At 70.4% G+C, this 19560-nt stretch carries 14 protein-coding genes; 9 read left to right on the plus strand and 5 right to left on the minus strand.

The window, feature by feature from the left end; genetic code table 11:
- Window positions 1-41: 41 nt before the first annotated feature.
- A complete protein-coding gene (locus tag CAP_RS55230; RefSeq protein ID WP_044247230.1) occupies window positions 42-2897 on the minus strand; it encodes a class III lanthionine synthetase LanKC N-terminal domain-containing protein in 2856 nt (951 codons plus the stop codon).
- A 265-nt stretch (window positions 2898-3162) separates the two neighbouring features.
- Window positions 3163-3336, minus strand: coding sequence for a hypothetical protein (locus CAP_RS51135; protein ID WP_156041282.1), 174 nt, complete (start codon window positions 3334-3336; stop codon window positions 3163-3165).
- A gap of 576 nt (window positions 3337-3912) precedes the next feature.
- On the opposite strand from CAP_RS51135, the gene CAP_RS30365 reads away from it, so the two are divergent.
- The 3 genes from CAP_RS30365 to CAP_RS30375 are packed head-to-tail and all read left to right on the plus strand — an operon-like array spanning window position 3913 to window position 7603.
- Window positions 3913-6087, plus strand: coding sequence for a type VI secretion system Vgr family protein (locus CAP_RS30365; protein WP_052376350.1), 2175 nt, complete (start codon window positions 3913-3915; stop codon window positions 6085-6087).
- Window positions 6080-7117 carry a PAAR domain-containing protein gene (locus CAP_RS45865; RefSeq protein WP_052376351.1) on the plus strand — a complete coding sequence of 346 codons (1038 nt, stop codon included), beginning with the start codon at window positions 6080-6082 and terminating at the stop codon, window positions 7115-7117. Before CAP_RS30365 ends, CAP_RS45865 begins: the two co-directional genes overlap by 8 nt.
- Window positions 7118-7159: 42 nt before the next feature.
- The gene (locus tag CAP_RS30375; RefSeq protein WP_044247232.1) at window positions 7160-7603 is read left to right on the plus strand and encodes a hypothetical protein; all 444 of its coding nucleotides are present in this window, start codon (window positions 7160-7162) and stop codon (window positions 7601-7603) included.
- A gap of 18 nt (window positions 7604-7621) precedes the next feature.
- Here the strand turns inward: CAP_RS30375 and CAP_RS30380 are convergent, their stop codons facing one another.
- Window positions 7622-9568, minus strand: coding sequence for a DUF2169 family type VI secretion system accessory protein (locus tag CAP_RS30380; RefSeq protein ID WP_197041423.1), 1947 nt, complete (start codon window positions 9566-9568; stop codon window positions 7622-7624).
- A 146-nt stretch (window positions 9569-9714) separates the two neighbouring features.
- Here CAP_RS30380 and CAP_RS30385 point away from each other — a divergent pair, with 146 nt between their 5' ends.
- A complete protein-coding gene (locus tag CAP_RS30385) occupies window positions 9715-10368 on the plus strand; it encodes a TetR/AcrR family transcriptional regulator (protein ID WP_052376352.1) in 654 nt (217 codons plus the stop codon).
- Window positions 10365-11204 (plus strand): type I methionyl aminopeptidase, encoded by an 840-nt coding sequence (map, locus tag CAP_RS30390; protein WP_269324763.1) that lies wholly within the window; start codon window positions 10365-10367, stop codon window positions 11202-11204. Before CAP_RS30385 ends, map begins: the two co-directional genes overlap by 4 nt.
- Window positions 11205-11258: 54 nt before the next feature.
- Here map and CAP_RS30395 read toward each other — a convergent pair whose 3' ends face one another.
- A complete protein-coding gene (locus CAP_RS30395; protein ID WP_081865419.1) occupies window positions 11259-13670 on the minus strand; it encodes a glutamine--tRNA ligase/YqeY domain fusion protein in 2412 nt (803 codons plus the stop codon).
- A 148-nt stretch (window positions 13671-13818) separates the two neighbouring features.
- Here CAP_RS30395 and CAP_RS48910 point away from each other — a divergent pair, with 148 nt between their 5' ends.
- From CAP_RS48910 to CAP_RS30410, 4 genes are all read left to right on the plus strand, one after another.
- Window positions 13819-14979, plus strand: a complete 1161-nt coding sequence (locus tag CAP_RS48910; protein ID WP_044247235.1) for an MFS transporter — start codon at window positions 13819-13821, stop codon at window positions 14977-14979.
- A gap of 312 nt (window positions 14980-15291) precedes the next feature.
- A complete protein-coding gene (locus tag CAP_RS30405; RefSeq protein ID WP_156041284.1) occupies window positions 15292-17301 on the plus strand; it encodes an esterase/lipase family protein in 2010 nt (669 codons plus the stop codon).
- 42 nt (window positions 17302-17343) lie between these two features.
- Complete coding sequence (locus CAP_RS51140) at window positions 17344-17514, plus strand: hypothetical protein (protein WP_156041285.1); 171 nt, start codon at window positions 17344-17346, stop codon at window positions 17512-17514.
- Between the two features lie 14 nt (window positions 17515-17528).
- Window positions 17529-18179: a phenylalanine--tRNA ligase beta subunit-related protein gene (locus CAP_RS30410; protein ID WP_044247236.1), complete on the plus strand. Its 651-nt coding sequence runs from the start codon at window positions 17529-17531 to the stop codon at window positions 18177-18179.
- A gap of 45 nt (window positions 18180-18224) precedes the next feature.
- On the opposite strand, the gene CAP_RS30415 is transcribed toward CAP_RS30410, so the two are convergent.
- Complete coding sequence (locus CAP_RS30415) at window positions 18225-19430, minus strand: winged helix DNA-binding domain-containing protein (RefSeq protein WP_081865420.1); 1206 nt, start codon at window positions 19428-19430, stop codon at window positions 18225-18227.
- Window positions 19431-19560: the final 130 nt, after the last annotated feature.

A 19560-nucleotide genomic window follows, 5' to 3' on the forward strand; every position in this document is an offset into this window, starting at 1 on the left:
ACCTGTCGCGACCTTGAGGCGCACCGCCTCCGTTCAGGCGTTCAGGCGACCCACGCGCGCCGCCGGGTCATCCGTGCAGGCCCTCCGAATGCCCGCCCGCTCAGGAGGTGCGGCGCTGCCGCTGGATCCCCGAGCCTGAGCAGGCACGCCGCGACGCCCGCGTAGCCCACCTGGAACGCCGGTACCCTGACCCCCGGCCGATCGGCCTGCCAGAGGCGCCGGCCTTCGTGCTCGTCCGCGAAGGCCTGGAGCAGGCGGAACAGCACCGCCGCGTCTGCGAGGTAGGTCGCGTCTGCCGTCTCCTGGAACATGTCGACGAGAAACTCCACGTTGCCCGCGAGCCCGTGGCACTGCGAGGGACCGATCCACCGCGCCCCCCGCGCCACGGTGCGGGCTGCGCGCGCCGCCATGTCCCCCGCGCTCGGCAGCAGGTTGCAGGCCGCCGCGTGCAGGAAGAACCGCCCGATTCCCGTGGCGCCGTGGCACCAGTGCGCGTCGTGCGGCGGTCCGTTCTCGACCACCGGCCAGGCGCGCCCGCTCCCGTCGGCGAGGGCAGGGACGGCCTGCGCGGTCAGCCAGCGTGCAGCACCCCGCGCGGCTTCCAGGAAGTGGGTCTCACCGCTCGCTTCGGCGAGGTCGAGCAGGCAGTCGGCGATGCCGGCCGCGCCGTGGGCGTAGCCGAGCTGCGGGGTGCAGCTCTGGCGGCCAGAGGCTTCGAGGGAGGTCCAGCGGGCGTAGCCCTCGTCGTCGCGCTCGGCGACGGTGAGCAGGTGGGCGCCGGCGCGGAGGGCGGCGTCGAGGTGCTCCTCGCGGCCGGTTGCGGTCCAGAGCCAGAGGTGGAAGCGCAGGCGGCCAGCGGCGCCGTTGTAGAGATCGGGGGAAACGAAGGGCAACGTGGCGATGAAGCGGCCTCGCGCCTCGGCGGCGGCGCACAGGGAAGGGTCGTCGAGGGCGCGGCCGGCGGCGAGGAGGGCCGTGCCGACGCCCGCTTCGCCGAGGTACAGGCCGGCGGCGGGAGGCCCCTCGGGGCGAGGCGCATGGAGGAGGCCCATCGCGGCGCGGGCGAGGGTGGCGCGGTGCGCGGTGACGCCGAAGGCGGTGGTCAGGGCGGCGAGGGCGAGGACGATGCCGGCGGTGCCGTGGCCGATGTCGCGCGAGGGGAGGCCGTGGGCCGCGGGGTGGAGGTCGGGCCAGAAGAGGCCGTCCTGGGGCGCGGGCGCGGGGGCGGGGGCGGGGGCGGCGGCGTGGACGAGGGTATCGGCGAGCTGCCAGGCCAGATCGAGCGCCTCGGCGCGCACGGGACGGGCGGAGGGCAAGGAGGGCAGGGGGGCGATATACGAGGCAGGCGGGGCGTCAGACGCGGGAGGCGGGAGGACCTCGGGGTAGACGGGGTGGGGGAAGACCTCCTCGGCGTCCGAAGGGTGGGCGTCCGGAGGGTGGCGGAGGAAGGCGAGGACCTCAGTGGGAGCAGGACAGAGGATGGATGTGGGAAATGCGGGGCGCGCGGCGGCGCGGGCGCGGAGCGAGGGCGGGAGGAGGGCGTCGGCGAGGGCGGCGGAGACGTCGGCGGCGGTGGCGAAGCGGGCGCGGGGATCGGGCGCGAGGCAGCGGGTGATGACGGCGCACAGGGCGGGCGGCAAGGCGGGGTTGAGGACCTCGGGGGGGCGGCCGTGGAGCGGGGCATCGCGGGGGCCCTCGGCGGGCTCGGCGCCGGTGGCGACGAAGTAGAGCAGGGCGCCGAGGGCGTGGATGTCGTCGGCGGGAGAGGGAAGCGCGCCCGCGATCTGCGCGGGGGAGCGGTAGCCGCGGGTGCCGCGTCCGTGGGAGAGGAGCGCGGGGAGGCTGGGGCCGTGGGCCATCTCGAAGTCGATGAGGCGGATCTCTGCGGGATCGCTGCCGAGGAGGACGTTGCTCGACTTGAGGTCGCCGTGGGCGAGGCCTGCGGCGTGGAGCTTGCCGAGGAGGGCGGCGAGGGCGCGCCCGAGGGCGACGAGGCGCTCGGGGGGCGCGAAGATGCCGCGGGCGGCGTCGCGCTGGACGTGGGTGGTGAGGGTCTCGCCGGCGAGGTCTTCGAGGACGAGGTGGAGGTGCTCGTCGTCTTCGAGGATGTCGTGGAGGGCAGGGAAGCCAGGGTCGGGGCCGAGGCGGCGGAGGACGTCGGCCTCGTGGCGGAGGCGAGCCGCGTCCCAGCGCTCGACGCGCTTGAGGACGCAGCGGCGGTACGCCTTGAGATCCAGGGCGAGGAGCACGGTGCTGCGCGGGGAGCGGTGGAGGGTCGCGGCGGGGACGTAGCGGCCAGCGATGACGCGGGTGGCGGTGGCGCGCGGGAGCTCGGGGGCGACGCCGGCGGCGACGAAGGGGTCGACGGCCCACGCTGGTGAGGCGTACGCGGTGGGGCGTCGGTCCGGGACGAGCTGGCCGTCCGGGGCCTTCATGGCGGGGACGAGTTCGCCGGTGGGGAGCTGGAGCGCGCGCTGGCCGTAGCTGCCATAGCGGTAGAAGACCCGGCTGCCGGGGCGGAGGGCGCGATCGGAGGGAATGGCGGGGCCGGGGAGGCCGCGGGTGACCTCGTCGAGGCGGGCCGCGAGGCGCACGGCCTGGTCATCGTCGCGCGGGTAGACGGTGACGAACTTGCCGACCTGTGCGAGTCCGCTGTCGCCCTGGTTGAGGGCGGTGAGCGTCGCCAGGGACCCGGCGACCTTGAAGACCGCCTCCTCGGCGAGGAGGACGGGCAGGGCGCGGCGGAGGATCTCCTCCGCGGAGGCGACGGTGGCCGAGAGGTGAAGCTTCCATCCCTGCTCGGGTGTGGCGTTGCCGCCGTCGTGGAGGACGCGGATCCAGGGGTCCTCCGGCCCTCCGTCGCAGCTCGGCCGCCTTCCGGTGGCACGCGCATGCAACGCGAGACACGAGGACGAGACAAGGTCGAAGAGAGGGTCCGTGGGCGGCGAGCCTGGCTTTGACGCACTCGATGCAAGGTTCATGGGCGGGGCGCCCGTACAGGGCGCGAGGAGCGAGAGGTGGAGGTCGCAGCGAGAGACGTCGTCGAGGGACGTCGAGAAACGTCGAGGGACGTCGAGGGACGTCGAGAAACGTCGAGGGACGTCGAAAAACGTCGACGCATATCCAGGTGCGCCCCCGAGGGGGCGCGCCCGGTCGATAGCGTCAGAGGAGGCTGGCCAGGAGGCACTTCGGGGCGAGGCAGCCCTCGTCCTCGCCGCCCACGTCATTGGCGGGCAAGCCGTGCGTCTGCAGCTCCTCGCAGAAAGAAGCGTCGTTGCGAGCCTGGTCGAGGATCTCGTTCAGGTTGGCGCGCACATTGCCGAATTGATTGATCATGGTGATACCGTTCTTCCTTTTTTAGCGCATCAAGAGCATACGAAGATTGGTATGAGGAGCATGGCCCCCGCATACCAATCGTCGTGGACTCACGGGCGGCCACTGCAGCGCACCCGGGTGATTAAATGATGCGGCAGCGAGGGACTGTCAAGCCGAGGCCGGGTGGCACGCGGGGTGCGCCAATGGCGACGTGCCCGACGGAGCGCCGGAAATGAAGGTGATTGCAGGATGCTCGGAGCGTGTGAGCCGCGAGGGCGGAAGCGGCCGAAATGGTCGGCGCGAGGGCTCGGCGCGTGGGGGCGAAAGCCGCTGGAGGGCGCGCATGAGGGGGAAGGGCACGCAGGGCCGGAGGTGGCATCCGGGAGAGCGCGGGGCGGAGGTGGCGTCGAGCCGCGCATCCTGAAGGGGCCGCGGGTGGTGAGGAGGCGCCGACGCCTGTCCTCGCCGTGCGCCCAGGCGCTGGAGGATTCCGTCACTCCAGGACGCCCTGCGTCACGGTCAATGTCGTTGACGCAGTCGGATGCCTCCTGGACAGTAAGCGTCGCTTTCTGAAACCGCGCGAACCCGAGGGACCCCATGGCCTCCACGCACCTGGCTCCCGGCACCTCCGGGAACATGCACGCGTCGATAGGATCCAGCGACGCCATTGATGTCCGGGAGTTCTCCGTCCAGGAGAGCATGTCTTCCCTGTTCGCCATCACCCTGGTGGTGCTGAGCGACAACGAAGCCATCGACTTCGACACCGTGCTGGGCAGCCCGGGACGATTTCAGCTCCGCTCGGGGAGCCACGAGCGCTCCTGGACCGGCCTCTATCGCCACATCGAGCAGGTCGGCGCCGAACAGGAGGGGCTCTCCACGTACCGGCTTACCCTCGTCCCCGAGCTGTGGCTCGCCACCCAGCGCCGCAACCACAGGATGTTTCAGCAGCTCTCGGAGCTCGACATCGCGCTCCTGCTCCTCGACGAGTGGAGCATCCCCACGCGCGTCAAGGTGACCTCCTCGTACAAGAAGCGGAAGTACCGCGTGCAGTACGCGGAGTCCGATTACACGTTTCTCTGCCGGTTGCTCGAGGACGCGGGCATCTCCTTCTACTTCGCGCCCGCGGGTGACGGCACGACGGAGTTCGTGCTCTCGGACGCGCCCCACCGGGAGGAGCGACGGGAGCCGGCGATCCCGTTCAGGGACGACGTCTCCCTGCAGCACGGGGAGCACCTCACCCGCGTCCGGGTGGCGCAGCAGGTGCGGCCGGGGCGCTACATCATGCGCGACCACGATTACCGCCGCCACCCCACCAATCAGCCGCTCTCCAGCGCCGAGGCGTCAAGCGTCGCGGTGGAGAAGCGGCTGGAGCGCTATCACTACACGCCGGGCGCCTTCCTGTTCGGCACCGACAAGGGTGACGCCACGCCGAGCGCCGACGACCGCGGCAAGACCCGGGTGGACGACGCCGAGGCCGCGCTGCTCGCGCAGAAACGGCTGGAGGCGAAGCGCGCGAGCGCCAGGGTGTGCACCTTCGAGACCAACGCGCTCGACCTCGCCCCGGGGGTGGTGATGAGCATGGAGGAGCACCCCCGCCCCGATCTGGATCCCAGCCACAAACTGCTCGTCGTGGAGACGACGCTCGAAGGGACGTCCGTGGGCGCCTGGACCCAGCGCTGTGAAGCGCGCAGCGGCGACCTCGCGTACCGGCCGCCGCTCTCCACCCCGAAGCCCCGCGCGCTCGGGGCCGAGAGCGCGACGGTGGTGGGGCCGCGCGACGAGGAGATCCACACCGACGAATTCGGGCGGGTGCGGGTGCATTTCCACTGGGACCGGGAGAGCCAGATGGATGAGCAGAGTTCCTGCTGGATCCACGTGAGCCAGCCCTGGGGAGGCTCCGGGTTCGGCGGCATCAACCTGCCGCGCGTCGGCCAAGAGGTGCTCGTGGAGTTCCTGGGCGGCGATCCCGACCGGCCCGTCATCGTGGGGCGGCTGTTCACCAACCTGCAGAAGGTGCCCTACAAGCTGCCGGCCAGCAAGACGCAGAGCGGCTGGAAGAGCAGCTCCACGAACAAGACCGGTGGCTACAACGAGATCATGTTCGAGGACGCCGCCGGGCAGGAGCTGGTGCGCATCCAGGCCGAGCGCAACCTGTCCAAGCTCGTGAAGAACGACGAGACCATCACCGTGGGGCACGATCGGACGAAGGTGGTCAAGAACAACGAGGACATCACCATCGGCAAGAACCTGACGAAGCACGTCAAGGTGAGCGAGCGCGAGGTGACCGGGGTGAGCCGGAACATCGTGGTCGGGGTGAACCGGTCCGCGCAGATCGGGGGCGTCGACTCGACGATGGTGGGCGAGACGCACGTGGTCATGGTGGCGCCTCCGGGAGAATCGCTCCCGGAGAGCGCCACCTCGATGCTGGTGAAGCACAAGAAGATCGTCTTCTCCACCGGAGCCGGCGCGAAGATCACCATGGAGGGGGCGAAGATCACGCTCTCGGCCGACATGATCTACGTGAAGGGGAAGAAGCACACGTTCCTGCGGGGAAAGCGGAGCGTGCGGATTCGGTCCACGCAAGGACCCGTGCACGTCAACGCGCGTGACGACCTCAGCCTGGGTTCCGAAAAGGAGGCCTGGCTCAAGGCGCGGCGCAACGTGCAGATCAGGACGAAGCGCGACACGGTGATCAAGGCGGTCCGTCACGCGGTGGTCAAGACGGACGGCATCATCAAGCTGAACTGCGACGAGGATCCCACCGATGACTGAGCGAGCTGCGACGGTCGGCTCCGTCACCGAGCACGTGAAGGCGGGTCTCTCGTCCGGTCCCGGCTCGCCCAACGTGCTCATCAACGACCGGCGCGCCTGGCGCGCGGAGATCGATCAGCACGAATGCCCGGAGCACCACCGCGAGGTGGTGTACGTCGGGTCGACCCGGGTCCTCATCAACAACCAGCGCGCGGTGCGAGCCTCCGATTTCCTGGAGAGCAACGGCGCGAGCGCGCCGAACCGGATCAATGGCGGATCGCGCAACGTGCGCATCGGGATCGCGCGGGTGGGCTTTGCGAGCCCCGAGGCCATGGCCGGGTACGGCAGAGACATGTGTGCCCTGAAGAGCGTCTGGGAAGACCTCACCCCGGAAGAGCGGCAGGCGCGGTACGAGGCGGCCATCGCGGAGCACTTCAACAGGCTGGGCATGCCCCCTCCGACCCTGGAGCTGTTCTCCAACCAGCCAGGCGTGGGAGCTTACTGGAACCAGAGTAGCTGGCTGATCGGCCTGCCGGCAGAAACGTTCACCGGCCCCTTCAACGACTGGACGATGAAAGAGGCCACGTACCACGAGTTGATGCATGCCGAGCAGACGGTGAGCGCGCTCCGGGAGCGCGCCGGTCGGCAGCCCACGCCCGGAAGGGAGAGCGAGGCGAGCGCCACGGATCTGGGAGCGGCGTCCACGCCAGTCACGGCGGAGGACCTGGTGACCATGACCGGCGTGCCTTTCGAGGTGGCCCAGCGCGCCGTGGAGACGCCCTACGCTCCTGGCTCCGCCGAGGCCCTTCAGGGGCGGGTGAACGCCGAACAGCACCTGACCCAGGCGGGCAGGGAGCGGAGCACCCAGGTCAACGCGGCGATCTGGGACGCCTCGCAGCGCATCCAGGAGGCTAGAGACGCAGGTGACGAGGCGGCCGAGCGGCAAGCGCAGGCGGATTACGAGAGAGCGCGCGCGGCCTACGATCACCTGCCAGGTGGCTCCGACGCCAACGCAGCGGCCAACGAGTTCGCGCGCAGGTGGCCTTGCTGAGGCGAGGGCACGCTGTGGAGAAGGGACGCCGAGGAGAGAGCCATGAACACGTCGGAGCTCGTGGACTGGATTGCGCGCTGGTTCGAGCCGACGTTCGGCGAGGCGGAGGCGCAGGCGAAGTTCGGAGTGATGAACGATCCGAAGGCGCTCATGGCCCGCGCCACGCCGCACGAACCGCGGTTTCGCGACGTGGTCTTCGAGCGCATCAACCATCCCGCGGACACCCTGTCAGGCGTGCAGCTCACGCTGGCGCAGCCGGAGACCATCCCCTGGGCCGAGGTCGTGGCGCGCTACGGGGAGCCGCAGCTCCTCGGGGTGCCGTGGGATCACTGGGGGTCGGCCGTGATGCACGGGTTCGCCGTGCACGAGAAGGGACGGTCCGGACAGCTTGTGCTCGCCATCCGCGGGAAGCCAGGAGCCACCGCGACCGTCGAGCGGGTGATCCTGCGCCGCTTCCCCCCGCGCGGTGACGGGCGCGCACGCTGACCTGTCGAGCGTCGCGCGCTACACCTCGCGCGCCTCGTTCACCGCCCTCCGCACCTGGCGGGAAAGCTCGACGTCCTCGAGGGTTCTGTCCAGCCACAGCCGTTCGATACGCATCAGCGCTTCGCGGGGGAGCGTCAGCTCGGCGAGGATCTCTCCGACATTGCCCCGCTCGGACCCGATCACCAGCCGCGCGTAATCGGTAACGAGGAGCGGGCCGCGCTCTTTCTCGAGCTGTGCCACGTATGCCTCGTCGAAGCGCTTGAGCAGCGCCGTCTTTCCGCAGGTGGTCTCCCTCTTGATGGCCGCTGCCCAGTGCGCCTCGACAGCCGCCCACGCCGCAGGCGTGAGGCCATGCTCTTCGAGGATGCTGGACCGCTCCGGGCGCCGCCTCGCCAGCGAGGCCGCAACCGTCGCGCAACGTTCCAGGGAGACGTGCTCCGGATCGGGAGGCGGAGCAGCGGCAGGCAACGTCGGGAACGCGGGGGCTGCCTGCGTAGCCGGCGGTGGTGCCGGAGATGGTGCCGGGAAGAGGAGCGCTGGCGGCATCTCTGGCGCTGCGGGTGACAGCGGAACCGGCAGCGCTCGAAGCGGCACCGTGGCCGCAGAAGAGGTGGCTGCGGCGAGAACACTCCGGTCCGGATCTGGAGGTCTTTCCAGAGGGCTCTGGAAGGGCAGCACCCGGGTTCCGGGCACCAGGAGAGGGGCGCTCACGGTCTGTCCTGGCGATGCGGCCGACAGCGCCCACCGCGGACGTTCCTCCGTCGCGCTCGCGACGCTCGGCACGCTGGCGACTGCCTGATCCGACGCCGGGAGCTGCGTGGCCGCCCTGAAGGGAAGCACAGGGGTCGATGACGGGCCCTCCAAGGGGGCGGATGCCGTTCGTGCCACGTGCTCGCCTCCCGCGTGCGCGCGCGTGTCTTGCTCCGCGCCGAGCAGGATGGTCACGCCTGCACGTGGCGGCGTTCTCCAGAGGGTGTCCTCTTCATCTGCGTTCGGCTGGATCTTTCCGCGGCGCGCCTCTCGGTGCGTGGCTACCCACGCCTCCACCCCCGCTCCCTCGGCGCGCACCACCACCTGCCCTGCTTCTTGCGCGTGCCGCAGCCAGATGTTCCCGCGCCACACCAGCGTGCACACGCCCCGGTCCGTGTCGATCCAGAGCGTATCCGCCACGAGAGGCAGTTCTTCGTGCGCCCCGTCGGCCCGCTCCGCCACGGCGCGCGGGATCACCTTCGCCAGCCGCGTCGCCAGCCGCGCATGCTCGCGGTGCAGGTTGTCCAGCAGGATCTCCTGGTCTGGCTGCAAGGCTTCCAGGTGCTGATCCGGAAGCGCCGCGTTGAAGCAGCCCGCGTCCAGCCCTTCCGGGAGCGGCGCCTCGGACCACCGCGCGATCGCCCAGCCTCGCGGCGACCGCTCGGCTCGGGTGGGGCAGTCAGGGGCCAGCGGACCGAAGCCGATGGGCGGAAAGCGATCCTCGGGCCACGCCACGTGGCTCCCGCGCGGTTGCAGGTTCGGCACCGGCACCACGCCCCGCCAGTCGGGCGCCTCGAAAGGCATCCCTGGCGGATTCGACGTGCCCGGCCCTCCAGCAGCCTTCTCCCAGCACAGCGACATCGCGGTGAACTGCGCGGTTTCCGAGAGCTGACCCTCTGGCGAGAAGGCCCGGTCGCCCCATACCTCGACACCCTTGCGCACCTCCCCCACCTGGAGCCACGCCAGCAGCGAATGCACCGGCCGGCCTCCGGGCGCGAAGGCATGCCCGACCACGAGCACCTCGGGGCGCAGCTTGAAGGGGATCAGGTCGCTCGGGGCAACCAGACTTCGGGCTGGGTTGCCGTCCCAGTGTCTGTCTTCCGGGGTGGGCGCCTCCTGCTCCTCGGCGAGCGGCGACAGATGGGGCGCGAGCCGGTAGGTGGCCTTGCACACCACGGTCAGCGCGGTGTTCCCTCGTCGAGGCTGCCATCTCACCGAGGCCACCTGCAGGGGGCACGCCGAGATCACTTCCACGCCGTGAGGATATCAAAGCCGCGGGAGGCGCAGGCAGGCAGTGAGTAGACCGGTCTGTACAGGTCTGCCTTGACCTGGAGGTAGACCGGTCTGTATACGCTTCCTTCATGTGCGCTTCACCGGCGAGTGACCGGGTCCTCCACACGGCGGCCAGCCTTTTCTACAAGCGGGGCATCCACGCGGTGGGGGTCGACACGGTGGTGTCGGCGTCGGCCGTGGCGAAGATGACGCTGTACAAGCACTTCCCCTCGAAGGACGCGCTGGTGGCGGCGGCCCTGGACGAGCAGGGGACGCAGTGGCGGGCGTGGTTCTCGGCGGCGGTCGAGGCGGTGGCGCCCACGGCGCCGGAGCGGATCCTGGCGATCTTCGATGTGCTCGGGCACTGGTTCGAGACGGAGGGGTTCCACGGGGATGCGACGCTGAATGCGGCCGTGGAACTGCGGGGGACGGAGCACCCGGCGTGGGAGGTGGTGCGGGCGCACCAGGGGTGGCTGCGGGGGTTCATCGGGGGGCTCGTGGCGGAGGCGGGGCTCGATGAGCCGGAGTGCACGGCGGATGCGCTCTACCTGCTGATGGAGGGGGCCATCGTGGGGGCGCAGGTGGGGATCACGGCGCACCCGGCGGCGGCGGCGCGGTGTGCGGCGGGGGTGCTCGTGGAGGTGCGCTCGGTGGCGCACCGGCCACCGCGGGAAGCGGGGCACGGGAAGGCTCGGGGACAGGGGCAGAGACAGGGACAGGAGCAGGAAGAGGTGGGTCAGTGAGCGTTGAGATCAAGTCGATGCGCGACATCGAGGCGATGCGGGTGATTGGCCGCATTGCCGGGGAGCAGTTGCTCCATGTGGGGCGGCTTTTGAAGGCCGGGATGACCACGGACGATATCAACACCATCGTCCACGAGGACACCCTGAGGCGGGGGGCGAAGCCTTCGCAGCTCGGGTATCACGGGTTCCCGAAGAGCGTGTGCACGAGCCGGAATGCGGTGGTGTGCCACGGGATTCCGGGGCCGGAGCGGTTGAAGGAGGGGGACATCATCAATGTCGACATCACCTCGCACCTCAATGGCTTCCACGGGGATACCTCGGCGACGTTCTACATCGGCACGCCCTCGAAGGAGGCGCGGCATGTGACGGAGGTGTGCCGGCGGGCGCTGGAGCTGGGGATTGCGGAGGTGAAGGAGGGGGCGCGGCTCGGGGATGTCGGGGCGGCGATCCAGCAGTACGCCGAGGGGCAGGGGTGCAGCGTGGTGCGGGGGATCGTGGGGCACGGGATCGGGCGGACGATGCACGGGCCGCCGGATGTGTCGCACGTGGGGAAGCGGGGGACGGGGCTGCGGCTCAAGGCGGGGATGGTGTTCACCATCGAGCCGATGATCAATTACGGGGGGCACGAGATCGAGCACCTGGCCGACGGGTGGACGATCATGACCAAGGATCGGTCGCTGTCGGCGCAGTTCGAGCACACCGTGGTGGTGACCAAGTCGGGGTGCGAGATCCTGACGGCGCGGCGGGAGCCGCTCGTGGGGAGCGAGGTGACGGCGACGGGGGAGCGGCTGGCGATGGCGCCGGAGGCCGTGGCCATGACGTCGATGCAGCTTTGAAGGGTGGGGGAGTGTGGAGGGGCGTCCGGTGGGATGCCCCTCGGCGTGGGGAGATCAGGCGGGGGTCGCGCCGAGCTTCTTGCGGAGAAGCTCGTTGACCAGCTTGGGGTTGGCTTTCCCGCCGGTCTTCTTCATGGCCATGCCCACCAGGGCGCCGAGCACGTTCTGGTTGCCGGCGCGGAAGCGGGCCACGGTGTCGGCGTTCTCGGCGAGCACGGCGTCGATGGCGGCCTCCACGGCGCCGGTGTCGCTGATCTGGGTGAGGCCGCGCTTCTCCACGATGGCCTTGGGGCTGCCGCCCTCGCGCGCGAGCTCGGCGAGCACCTCCTTGCCGAGGGGCGCGGAGAGCGTGCCGGCCTCGACGAGGGAGACCAGCTCGCCGAGGGCGGCTCCGGAGAAGGGCAGGGCCTTGGCGCTCGCGCCCTTCAGCTCGCGGCGCACCTCGTTGACCACCCAGCGGGCGATGGCCTTGGCGCTGGGGTGCGCGGCCACGGCGGCCTCGAAGAGCGCCTTGAGGTCTGCGTCACCCGCCAGGATGCGCGCCTCTTCGCCGGTGATCCCGTGCGCGTCCTTCAGCACCTGCGCCTCGGGAGACAGCTCGGCGCTCACCCTCGGCGCCGCAGCCTTCCCCTCCGCCTTCTGCGCTCCCTTCTGCGCAGCCGCCTTGCCGTCTTCTGCTTGCTTCCCGCTCTCCGGGGTAGCGACCAACGGGAGCGTAGGGGGCGCAGCCCCCTCGTTGGCACCGGCCCTGCCGGAGGATTGGCGGGACCAGGTGTCTTTCAGGGCGACGGTGCGGTTGAAGATGGGGGCGCCGTCGCGGGAGTCGACGGGGTCGACGAAGAAGAAGCCGAGGCGCTCGAACTGCACGTGGTCGCCGGCTTTCGCGGCCTTCAGGCTCGGCTCGGCGAGGGCGCGCAGGGTGGTGAGCGACGTCGGGTTCATCTCGGCGCGCAGATCGCCGGAGCCGGGCTGCTCCACGTCGAAGAGCCGATCGTAGAGGCGCGCTTCCACCTCCACGGCGTGGCGTGCGGACACCCAGTGGATGGTTCCCTTCACCTTCTTCCCGCCGCCGCCCCGGCTCTCCGAGTCGTGCGTACAGCGCAGCGCCTTGATCTCCCCGGTGGCCTCGTCCTTTTCCACCCCGGTACACGTCACCACGTAGCCGTGGCGCAGACGCACCTCGCGCCCGGGGGCGAGCCGGTGCCAGTCCTTCGGCGGGGACTCCAGGAAGTCGTCGCGCTCGATGAAGATCTCGCGGGACAGTGGCACCTTGCGGGAGCCCTCCTTGCCCACGTCAGGGGGCCAGTAAGGGGCGTCGAGCTCCTCCACGTGGTCCTCGGGCCAGCTCTCGATCACCACCTTGAGGGGGCGGAGCACGCACATCACCCGGGGGGATTTCGGGTTCAGATCCTCGCGCACCACGTGCTCCAGGAGGGCCACGTCGACGATGCTGTTCGTCTTGGCCACGCCCACGCGCTCGCACAGGTTGCGGATGGACTCGGGCGTGTAGCCGCGGCGGCGCATCCCGGCGAGGGTCGGCATCCGCGGATCGTCCCAGCCGTTCACGTGCTTCTCTTCCACGAGCTGGAGCAGCTTCCGCTTGCTCATCATCGTGTAGGTCAGGTTCAGCCGCGCGAACTCGTACTGACGGGGGCGGTTCGGCAGATCGAGCGCCTCCAGGAACCAGTCGTACAGCTCCCGGTTGTTCTCGAACTCCAGCGTGCAGATGGAGTGGGTGATGCCCTCGATCCAGTCGGAGAGCGCGTGGGCGAAGTCGTAGAGCGGGTAGAGGCACCAGGCGTCGCCGGTCCGGTAGTGGTGTGCGTGGCGGATGCGCACGATCGGCGGATCGCGCATCTTCATGTTCGGGTTCGCCATGTCGATCTTGGCGCGGACGACGTGGGCGCCGTCCTTGAACTCGCCCTTGCGCATCCGCCCGAGCAGGTCGAGGTTCTCCTCCACGCTGCGATCGCGGTAGGGGCTCGGCGTCCCGGCCTCGCTCACGGAGCCGCGGTACTTCCGGGTGTCTTCCTCGCTCAGGCTGCACACGTAGGCCTTGCCGCGGCGGATCAGCGCCTCGGCGAAGCCGTGGAGGCGCTCGTAGTAGTCGGAGGCGTAGAACTGCTTGTCGGCCCAGTCGAACCCGAGCCAGCGCACGTCGCGCTGGATGGCCTCCACGTACTCCACGTCCTCGGTCGTGGGGTTCGTGTCGTCGAGCCTGAGGTGGCACACCCCCTGGTAGTCACGCGCGAGCCCGAAGTTCAGGCAGATGGCCTTCGCGTGGCCGATGTGGAGGTAGCCGTTCGGCTCGGGGGGGAAGCGCGTCACCACCCGGTCGCGCCGCCCGGTCCGGAGGTCGTCGTCGACGATCTCGCGGATGAAGTTGGAAGCAGCCGAGCCTGAGGCGCTCGCGTCGGCCGGGCTCCTGGCCGGTGTGCTCGCGCCGCGCTCGCTCGTCGTCGCCATGGCGTGGGATCTCCTGGTTAAGCCGATGAGAGCGGCGGAATCTACGACACCATGGCCGGGCTTGCGACCCCCTCCTGTGAGGTGTCCCGGTACACCTGCGCGCGTGCCCCTATCGCGACGGGCGTTGCGGACTAGACTCCGCCCGCCCATGCCCCGGGAGCCGCTGCTCACGCGCCCGTTCCTCCTCGCCTTCGTGGCGCACCTGATGCACGCGATGGCGTTTCATCTCTACCTGCACTTGCCGGGCTACCTGAAGCTCCAGGGCGCTGGGGAGGACCGGATCGGCATCATCTACGGCGTCACGGCGGCCACGGCCATCGTCGCCCGCCCCGCGCTCGGGCGCGCCATCGATCGCCGGGGGACGAGGCCGGTGATCCTCGGGGGCGGCCTCCTCGCCACCCTCTCGTGTGCGCTGTACCTCACCGTGCACGGCATCGGCCCCTGGACTTACGTCGTGCGCATCGTCCACGGCGTCTCGGAGGCCATGCTCTTCGCCTCCCTCTTCGCGCTCGCCGCCGAGGTGGTCCCTGCGTCGAGGCGCATCGAGGGCATCGCGCTCTTCGGCGTCTCCGGCATGCTCCCCATGGCCTTCGGGGGCCTGCTCGGGGACCTCATCCTCGCGCGGGCGCCGTACTCGGCCCTGTTCATCACTGCCGCGGTCCTCTCGGCGGTCGGGCTCCTGGTCTCGCTGCCCCTGCCGGCCCCCGTCCTCCACACCGATCGTCCCCCCTCCCGCGGCTTCGTCGCCGCCCTCGTCCAGCGCGATCTCCTGCCCCTCTGGTTCGTGGGGATCTCGTTCGCGATCGTCGTCGTCGCTCCCTCCACCTTCCTCAAGACGTACGTCATGGCGCGGGGCACGGGCTCCGTGGGCGGCTTCTTCGCCGCGTACGCGCTCACCGCGGTGGGCCTCCGGATCGTGCTCGGATCGCTGCCGGAGCGGATCGGACCGAAGCGGGTGCTCATCCCTGGCTTCTTCCTCCTCGCCGGGGGGCTGGGCCTCCTCGCCACGGACCCGGAGCCCCTCGTCCTCCTCCTCGCCGGCGTGCTCTGTGGCGTGGGCCACGGCTACGGGTTCCCCATCGTGCTGGGACTGGTGGTGACCCGGGCGCCGGCGTCGGAGCGGGGGGCGGCGCTGTCGATCTACACCGCCCTCTTCGACGGCGGCATGCTGCTCGGCGGACCGCTGCTCGGGGCCATCATCCGCGCCGCGGGCTACCGGGAGATGTTCACGCTGACGATGCTGATCGCGGTGGTGGGCACCCTGATCTTCGCGCTGTGGGATCGGCAGGTGATGCGGCCGGCGGCGTGAGCGTGCGGTGCGCGTGACGGGGCGAGGTCGTAAGCGTGACGGGGCGAGGTCGTAAGCGTGACGGCGCGATCTCGTGGTGCGCTCTGGATCCAGTCAGCGCAGATCCAGAGGCGATGTGGATCCAGATGGATCGGTGCGCCTCCACCCGGCACGTTTCAGCCCAAGAATGCGTCGCCTGACTTAGCCGCTCGTGTAGGGTGGGCGATCGCACCCGGCACGCGACTTGCCGTCGCGCCGCCCGGGGTACCAGGAGGTTCTATGCAGGTGTCGAAGCGGTGCGCGGAAGTTGCGGGGGCCTTTCGCCGAACATCCTTGAGTCTGGCAGCGTTGCTGCCGCTGCTTGCGGTGGGGTGCATCGTGGCTCCGGGCGACGAAACGGCGCCGCAGGACGACGAGGTGGTCGAGGACGACGCGGACGCGCTCACGGTGACGGCGCCGGTCAGCGCTTACTTCGACGCGGCCACCACGGGCGGCTACGTCGACGGCTACCGGGTCATCGGGAGCACCACGCCCCCGAGCTGGTCGTGGGGCAAGACCGAGCTGCTCGAAGGGCGCCAGAAGTACCGCACCGAGGGCTACAACCTGCGCGTGCAGAAGCTCCGGAACGGCGACACCTTCCAGAGCAGCGAGTACCCGCTCCGCACCTACAACGGCGCGCTGAACCAGCAGCTCGTCGACGGCTTCAACCTCGCCTACAACAACGCCTGTGCCACCGGCACCGGCGCCTGCCCGGACAAGGGGCCGACGCGGCCCGAGGCGCGCTACGTGCTCCTCCACCACGGGCCGAAGACGGCGGCGCTCAACTGCAGCACGACCCGCGCGCCGGTGCTCCTCGTCCACGGCGCCATGCAGAACGGCAACGTCTGGATCCGCCCGAACGGCGACAACGGCAGCGGCCAGACCTACCCCGGCACGACGCAGAAGGACGGCTTCGTCAAGGCGCTGGAGGACGCGAACATCTGCACGTACGCGGTCACCTTCGGCAACTTCCACGGCGACAACTTCAACCACGCCATCAACCTGGCGAACGCCATCGCCCGGGTGAAGGCGCTGACCGGGCGCAGCAAGGTCAACGTGGTCGCCTGGAGCAAGGGCGTGCTCCCGGTGGACCTGTACCTCGCCAACGTCTCCTCGTGGACCGACTGGGGCACGAAGTACTTCGAGCAGATCGCCGCGGAGCAGGCCAAGCAGGTCCCCGCCTTCCGGCAGGACGTGCGCACCTACGTGGCGCTCTCGGGGCCGCACCTCGGCATCGATCTGAACTTCCGCCACCCGTACAACCCGCTGCTCATCTACAGCACGGCCGAGAACGCGCCGCTCGGGCAGGGGCCGGTGACCTGGAGCTTCATGTCGGCCGTGCAGTGCGTGACCTGGGGCTACTCGGACTCGCCGGACGACCTGCCCATGGGCAACCCCTACGCCTACTCGGTCTGCGAGAACCGGGGCGGGATGTGGCCGGACTTCTGGACCCGCATCTACACCTCGAACATCACCGGCCTCGACACGACCGGCAAGCCCGTCTACGCGAAGAGCCTGAAGGTGCTCAACACCGAGCAGGGCGTCACCGCGTCGTCGTTCAGCTTCGACAAGTACAACCTGGCCATGTGGGGCTCGGTCGACGAGTCGGGCAAGTACGTCTCGCCGTACCTCGGCCAGCTCCAGGCGGCCTACGATCTGCGGTCCTACTACCCTATCCCGAACCGCCAGGACGATCCGGTGAGCTACGACTGGTCCACCCTCGACACCGACGAGACCAAGTGGCGCGACTGGATGTCCATCAAGCTCGGGTACAACCCGGTGCCGCCCTACGTGCTCGGCGGCTACGTCGACGACGACGCGGGCCACATCGCCTGCCGGCAGCACGCGTACACGCCGGGCAGCTCGCCCTGCACCGCGAAGCATGCGTACTACCACGCCGCCACGGCCAAGTCGTACCTCTGGGGCTACGGCACGTACGACCTGATGGGCGGCATCGGCATCCAGGCGACCACGGAGATGGGCGGCAACTTCATCAACCGGCTGAAGAGCCGCGGCCTCAGCCCGAACGTGGACTACCTCTACGTGCTGCACGGCACCTCGTCCGGCCAGCCGGGGAGCATCTTCGAGATCGACGGCATGGCGACGCCCTCCAGCGATCCGCACGGCGACGGCGTGCTCTTCGACGTGAGCATCGCGGCGCGGGATCAGCTCACCCAGGGCTGGACCTCGACCCAGAAGACGTCGAAGTCGAAGCAGGAGGGCCTGCCCTACGGCCACCTGGAGATGGGCGTGACCCCGGCGGTGTTCACCAAGATGATCGCCCAGTTCAACGCGCTGCCCTGAGCGCTTGACCCGGTCCCGAGGGTCGGGGACAGTCCGGCCTCCTTGCGAGGCCCGCGCACACCCTTCGTCCCCGCCCTCGGCCAGTCCGACTTCCGCGCCTACGCCACCGAGCTCCTCGCCGCGGGTGCGTCTCCGGTGCACGAGCTGGTGGCCGTCTTCGATGGCAAGCGGGCGTGGGTGCGACAGGTCGACGAAGCGCTGGCGGCGCCGTGATAGAGGGGGCGTCGATGCTGACGCTCTCCGTCGACCCGCACCCCCTCCTCGAGATCGCCGCCTTCACGGCCACCTTTCCCCGCCGCCTGGGCGAGATGCCCGCAGGCGAGGCGCTGCGCGGTCTCCTGTCCCTGGCGGCCCTTGAGGCCCCGGAGGCCCCGGCGCCGATGCGCGCGGACGACGCGGTGCGGGGCGCCATCCGGGACCTGCTCCGCCACGGCGGCTACAAGCCCACGGGCCGCGGCAAGCCCGCGTCGGAGTACCTGATCCGCGCGGTGACCGACGGCGCGCTCGGGACCATCAACCTCGCGGTCGACGCCTGCAACGTGGTGTCGCTGCACAGCGGGCTGCCGATCAGCGTGGTCGATCTCGACCGCGCCAAGGCGCCGCTGCGCGTCGGCGTGGCGCCCGCGGGGGCGGAGTACGTGTTCAACGCCTCCGGGCAGACCATCGCGCTCGGGGGGCTGCTCTGCCTCTTCGACGCGGAGGGGCCCTGCGCCAACGGCGTGAAGGACGCGCAGCGGACCAAGACGAACGACGACACCACGCGGACCGTCTCGGTGCTGTGGGGGACGCGGGCGCTCCCGGGGAGGGCTGCGGAGGCGGCGCAGTGGTACCGGGCGCTCCTCGCCGAGGCTGGCGTCCAGACCGAGGACGTGGGCTAGAGGCGCCAGGGGAGAGGCCGAGGGAAGCGCCGAGAGAGGCGCCGCCTACTTGGCGACGTCGATCTCGAAGGCGCTGGCGTCCGGCTCGGCGAACCGGAGCAGGGCCTGGCCCTCCTCGTCGAGCGCGCTGCGCTCGGCCTTCGCCAGGGCGCGGAACGGCTCCAGGGTGAGCGTCGCTGTCTTCCGCTTGCGCGCCACGCTCCACGTGCCCGCCACCCGGCCGTCGAGGAGGAAGGTGGGCAGGATGCGCAGGTTCGTCGCCTTCGAGACCAGAGGCCGGTGCTCGTCGGCGATGATCCGCGTGCGATCGGCGTGCCCGAGGATCAGGGCGTCGAAATCGGGGAGGAAGCGCGGGGGAGCCGGGGTGTCCTCGGCGGGGCGCGGCGCGTCTGGCAGATCGAACAGCTCCTTGCCGCGCTCGTCCACGAGCACCAGCAGCTCGGGCCGCATCGCCTCCACCACGGCGCGCAGGCCTTTCAGGCCCGACCAGCTCTGCATGTCTGCCACCGTCGCCGGCCCGAACGCGCCGAGGTAGCTCCGGACCAGCGCCTGGGAGGCGTCCCCCGTATCGAGCGGCCCCCCGAGCCACGAGGTGGCCACCGCGAAGTCCGCGTTCGCCGGGTAGCCCCAGGTGTCGTCCGTGGGCACCATCACGAGCGGCAGGTGCATGCGCACCGCGAACCCCATGGCCCGCTCGTCTCCGCCTGGAAAGAGGCCGACCAGGTGGTCGCGCAGGTCCTCGAAGGTGCGCGGCTGCTCCTCGAAGAAGGCCTGCGCCTCGGCGACGAGCCGGTCGATGTCGAGGGCCGTGGCGCGCTCGCGGAGCACGCCCTGCATCCCCTGAGTGAGCAAGGGCTGGAACCCCAGCCGGAAGCGGCGGTAATCGCGGGCGCTGACCAGGTGCAGGGTGGCGCGCATCAGCGTCCCCCGGACGAGGGTGCGGTCCGCGATCGCCCGGGAGAGCTGCTCGCGCTGGAAACCCTCGAGCCTGGACCACAGGGCCAGGTAGGGCGGCCTCGCGAGCTGCGCCTGAAGACCTGCGAGCCGCTCCACCGCGGCGGCGGGGGTGACCTTCTCCCGCTGAAGGAGCATCTGCCGCGCCAGGGTGGCCCGGTTCAGCGCGCGCAGGCTGAGGGCGGTGCCCTTGGCAGACGTGGTGGCTGGAGCCTTCGCGGTCTTCGTCGCCCGAGGCTTGGTAGACGTGGTGGCTGGAGCTCTGGTGGCCTTGGTGGTGCGGGTCTTGGCGGGCATCGGGAGGGTCTTCCGTCGCAGTGGACGGCGCATCCTACCCCGCGGTTCCCTGACCGCGCGCCTCGTCGCTGCACGCTCCCTTTCCCAGGTCCGCCCCGGGTCCTCGGCTCGTCGTTCGAGCGAAGCCACG

Source organism: Chondromyces apiculatus DSM 436 (assembly GCF_000601485.1).
GTDB lineage: Bacteria > Myxococcota_A > Polyangia > Polyangiales > Polyangiaceae > Chondromyces > Chondromyces apiculatus.

Bases quoted from the DNA above. Each gene is read 5' to 3' on its own strand.
- CAP_RS45865 (WP_052376351.1), top strand. From the start codon at position 6,080: ATGACTGAGCGAGCTGCGACGGTCGGCTCCGTCACCGAGCACGTGAAG.
- CAP_RS30365 (WP_052376350.1), top strand. From the start codon at position 3,913: ATGGCCTCCACGCACCTGGCTCCCGGCACCTCCGGGAACATGCACGCG.
- CAP_RS30395 (WP_081865419.1), bottom strand. From the start codon at position 13,670: ATGGCGACGACGAGCGAGCGCGGCGCGAGCACACCGGCCAGGAGCCCG.
- CAP_RS51135 (WP_156041282.1), bottom strand. From the start codon at position 3,336: ATGATCAATCAATTCGGCAATGTGCGCGCCAACCTGAACGAGATCCTC.
- CAP_RS48910 (WP_044247235.1), top strand. From the start codon at position 13,819: ATGCCCCGGGAGCCGCTGCTCACGCGCCCGTTCCTCCTCGCCTTCGTG.
- CAP_RS30385 (WP_052376352.1), top strand. From the start codon at position 9,715: ATGTGCGCTTCACCGGCGAGTGACCGGGTCCTCCACACGGCGGCCAGC.
- CAP_RS30375 (WP_044247232.1), top strand. From the start codon at position 7,160: ATGAACACGTCGGAGCTCGTGGACTGGATTGCGCGCTGGTTCGAGCCG.
- CAP_RS30415 (WP_081865420.1), bottom strand. From the start codon at position 19,430: ATGCCCGCCAAGACCCGCACCACCAAGGCCACCAGAGCTCCAGCCACC.
- CAP_RS30410 (WP_044247236.1), top strand. From the start codon at position 17,529: ATGCTGACGCTCTCCGTCGACCCGCACCCCCTCCTCGAGATCGCCGCC.